This is a genomic window from Micromonospora sp. KC207, assembly GCF_004348615.1.
Classification (GTDB): Bacteria; Actinomycetota; Actinomycetes; order Mycobacteriales; family Micromonosporaceae; genus Micromonospora.
On the sequence record NZ_SMKJ01000446.1, the window covers coordinates 1 to 3,593 of the forward strand.

4 protein-coding genes and 1 pseudogene are annotated in these 3,593 nt (G+C 69.6%); 2 read left to right on the plus strand and 3 right to left on the minus strand.

Translation table 11 applies throughout. The annotated features are described in order from the left end of the window. The first annotated feature begins 4 nt into the window (after nt 1-4). Nucleotides 5-205, plus strand: coding sequence for a hypothetical protein (locus E1258_RS30970; RefSeq protein WP_243715797.1), 201 nt, complete (start codon nt 5-7; stop codon nt 203-205). A gap of 221 nt (nt 206-426) precedes the next feature. Here the strand turns inward: E1258_RS30970 and E1258_RS30975 are convergent. The 3 genes and pseudogenes from E1258_RS30975 to E1258_RS30985 all read right to left on the minus strand — a co-directional run. Further along, nucleotides 427-722: pseudogene (locus E1258_RS30975) on the minus strand (transposase); the annotation flags it as partial. A gap of 33 nt (nt 723-755) precedes the next feature. Then, nucleotides 756-1,433 (minus strand): response regulator transcription factor, encoded by a 678-nt coding sequence (locus tag E1258_RS30980; protein WP_132407343.1) that lies wholly within the window; start codon nt 1,431-1,433, stop codon nt 756-758. Continuing rightward, nucleotides 1,430-2,611 (minus strand): sensor histidine kinase, encoded by a 1,182-nt coding sequence (locus E1258_RS30985; protein WP_132407345.1) that lies wholly within the window; start codon nt 2,609-2,611, stop codon nt 1,430-1,432. The genes E1258_RS30980 and E1258_RS30985 overlap by 4 nt, the downstream gene beginning before the upstream one ends. Before the next feature lie 222 nt (nt 2,612-2,833). Here E1258_RS30985 and E1258_RS30990 point away from each other — a divergent pair, with 222 nt between their 5' ends. Further along, a complete protein-coding gene (locus tag E1258_RS30990; RefSeq protein WP_132407347.1) occupies nt 2,834-3,568 on the plus strand; it encodes a hypothetical protein in 735 nt (244 codons plus the stop codon). Nucleotides 3,569-3,593: the final 25 nt, after the last annotated feature.

Consider the following 3,593-nt stretch of genomic DNA (forward strand, 5'->3'; position numbering starts at 1 on the left):
AGTCATGAAGCGTCGCAACTCCATGATCACCGATATGGCCTCGCCCGCTTCTTACGCCTCCACCGACGCCGTCCACGCTCCGAAATCCCTGGTCAACGACCCGGCACCCAACTATGCAATGCCCCTGCGCGCCACCCGCCAGGCCAACCGCCGCCCCCACGACCTCATCACCGCCGTGACCAGCAGTTACCGCAGAACGCAATGACCCTGCGGTCATGCGCAGAAGATAGCCACAGGTGCCGACATGTGAAGGCGATGCAACACAGACGAGCCGCCGGAGCACGATATCCAGACTTTACCTCGCGGAACGGCGAAGTCTTCCTCAGTTAGATTGAATCCGACTAAGACCAAAGTTAGCAAGAATGGGCCTGACCCGTTTTGACGGACATTCCAGCTCAGAAGGGCTGTGGGCTCCTCGGGAGGATGTTCATCATGGAAGGCATGGGGAGGAAGCCACGCCGGCCGGGCATTCACGCCGGAGTTCAAGGCGGAGATCGTTGAGATGTGCTTCTGCGCCTCGCCGTCACGGCGGGCTTCCGCCGCGTGCTGATGGGCGCGCGGCTGATGGTCGAGTCCACGCTCACCGTCCAGCCGATCACCCCAGCCTCGTCCGCCCGGGCCTGCAACGAGGCGAAAAGCCGGGCCCAGACGCCGTCACGCTGCCAGCGCCGAAACCACCGATACAAGCTCTGCCACGGCGGGTACTCCGCGGGCACATCCCGCCGCGCCGATGCCGGTGCGGGGCCACACTCCGTTCAGCGGTCCGGTAGTAGCCCGTGGTCGCGGGCGTAGAGGGCGGCCTGGGTGCGGTCGCGGAGGCGCAGACGGCCGAGGATGCGGGAGATGTGGTTCTTCACCGTGCCCTCGCTCAGGAACAGCCGGCTAGCTATCTCCCGGTTGGTCGAGCCGGTCGCGATGAGGCCGAGGATGTCGATCTCTCGCGCGGTCAACACCTGATCTGGGCGTGGTGCGGGTGGCGGCGCGACGAACCGGGCTCTGTCACTGGCCAGGGCGGCGGCCAGTCTGTCGGTGATGGAGCAGTCGAGCTGCGCGACGCCAGCGTTGGCTAGCCGCACCGCCTGAGCGAGGTCGGCTGCGGGCAGGTCCTTGAGCAGGTAGCCTGCGGCACCCGCGTGCAGCGCTCGGACAACGTACTCCTCGTCGTCGAACGTGGTCAGCATGACCACGCGGATCTGCGGTGCCCGCCGGTGCAGGATCGCGGTGGCCTCGACCCCATCCATCTCCGGCATCCGGAGGTCCATGAGCACCACGTGCGGCTGCAGTTCGATCGCCGCGTTGACGGCGGCCTTGCCGTCCGGCGCGGTGCCGACCACCGTGACGCCCGGCTGGATGTCCAGCAGCGCCGCGATGCCCTCCCGGACCAACTGCTGGTCGTCGACGACCAGCACGCGCACCGGGTCGCTCTCGGTCACGCCGACCTCGGGGCGACGGACGCGGCGGTCGTGCGCGGGATGGTCACGGTGATTACGGTACCGGCACCCGGCCGGCTGTCGATGCTGATCTGCCCGCCGAGCAGCTGCACCCGTTCGCGCATGCCGACCAGGCCGAAACCCTCTACGGTGGACCCGACCTGGGCGGCCGGGAAGCCACAGCCATCGTCGGCCACGGTGAGCCGCGCGCCCGCCTCGTCGAACACGGCCGAGACGGTCACCGTCGCCGCCCGGGCGTGGCGTCGGGCGTTGGTCACGCCCTCCTGGGCGGCGCGGTAGAGCGCGGCGAGCGAGGCGGGTCCGTACCTGCTCGGCTCGCCGGTGACGGTGACGGTGACCGCCGGCTCTCCGCCATCGGCGCCGCGCGCCAGATCGGTAAGGGCGCTGGGCAGCGAGAGCGGTGGCGTTCCGTCGCGCAGCGCGTGTACCGACCGGCGTACCTCGGTCAGGGCGTTTCTGGCCGAAGCGCGGGCGTCGTGCAGCGCCTGCGCTGCCAGCGCAGGGTCTCGGTCACGGAAAGCCGACACCTTCTCCAGCTGGATGGCGATCGCGGTGAGGTCGTGGCCGAGGCTGTCGTGGATGTCCCGGGCCACCCGGTTGCGTTCCGTCGCCGCGGAGAGTTCCGCGATCCGGTTCAGTGTGCGTTCGAGGCGGGCACGGGCGTCCCGTTCGGCGATGGCCACCGCCGCCATGCAGATCGCGAGCACCGAGCCGATGGAGAACATGAGCAGGTCCGAGACGTACTCCGCGTCGCGGTACCAGTCGGGTGTGGACACCGTGAAGGCGACGGCGATCAGCGCGAGACAGACGCCGGCCAGCGCGACGCTCACCGCGCGGCCGAAGGCGAAGTACGCCACGAACGGCAGCAGGACGAACAGCGCCCGCGAGGTGCCCGAGCCGTCGAGCAGCGCCGCCGCGACGTAAAGCGCGAACCGCACGACGAGCAGCGCGGCGGCCGGACCGGGTGGCATCGTGACCGGGTAGCGGCGCCAGTGGAAGGCCTCGACTCCGAACAGCAGCGCCAGGACGGCCACGAAGCTGGCGAGGTGGGCCGCTCGCTCGCCGGCCTCCCCGATCACGGACCAGTAGACACCGCCCGCGAGCACGGCGCCGTACACCACGGCCACCGCCCACGGGACGGGGCGCCGGGGCCGGTCCATTCGGTACTCCCTCCACCGCTTCCTGGACAGCAGGCTACGGCCGGCCACGCAATCCGGACCACGGTCGGCCGGTTCTTTGACCGTTCCGCATGTGCCGTTCGGCCAACCCGGCCCGCGGTGGGCTGTGCACCGATCCGCGAGGTGTGGCCGGCCGGCACTTACGGGACGTGGTCGGACGAACCTACGGTCGCCTCATCTGCGTACGAAGGGAAGGTTCTGTCTATGTCGACGTCCTGGCTCCTGCGCTTCGGGGCCGCCTGCGGGGTGCTCCTGGGCTTGTCCACCGCCGTGCCCGGGCTGGTGGAGGCGTTCATCGGGGAGACGGCTGCCACCAGTTTCGTCATCGGCGTAGGCGCGGCCTTCGGGGGGCCCGCGCTGACCGCCATCTACCTGCGCCAGCGGGCCGCCACGGGGCGGTTCGGGGCGGTTGCGTACGCCGTGAACATGATCGGCCTCGGCCTGTTCGCCGGCGTGGCGTTCGCACTCAACATGGTCCTCTATTACCTCGACCAGGCCGTGGCCGACGAGGTGCTGAACGGCCCGACCGGCGTAGCCGTGCTGGGCAGCGCCGTGGTCTTCGTCGCTGGCACGGCCACGTTCGCCGTGTCGATGCTCCGGGCCCGGGTGCTCCCCCGAGTCGCGGCGGCCGGGTACGGCGTCGCCTTCACGCTCCTGGCGCTGCTCGCGCCGCTGCCGGACTCTCCGGTCATCAGCGCCGTCCATGTCCTCGCCGGCGCGTCGCTGATCTGGCTCTGCACGGCGGTCTGGATGTCGACGTCGCCTGGTGTCGGGGAGCCGCCGACCGCCTCGCTCTTCCCGCACACCGACACACCGGCCAACCGAGGGACTGTACAGATAACGGCTGATCGACCGATCAAGGGAGAGACGCCAGATGACGACCGAGATCACCTCGGAGCAGGAGCCGGCCGTAGGGCCGGTGGGTGCGGTCACGGATGAGCAGTTGATCGCGATGCTGGTCGAT

Coding starts and splice junctions, on each gene's coding strand:
- E1258_RS30990 (WP_132407347.1), top strand. CDS start 2,834: ATGTCGACGTCCTGGCTCCTGCGCTTCGGGGCCGCCTGCGGGGTGCTC.
- E1258_RS30985 (WP_132407345.1), bottom strand. CDS start 2,611: ATGGACCGGCCCCGGCGCCCCGTCCCGTGGGCGGTGGCCGTGGTGTAC.
- E1258_RS30970 (WP_243715797.1), top strand. CDS start 5: ATGAAGCGTCGCAACTCCATGATCACCGATATGGCCTCGCCCGCTTCT.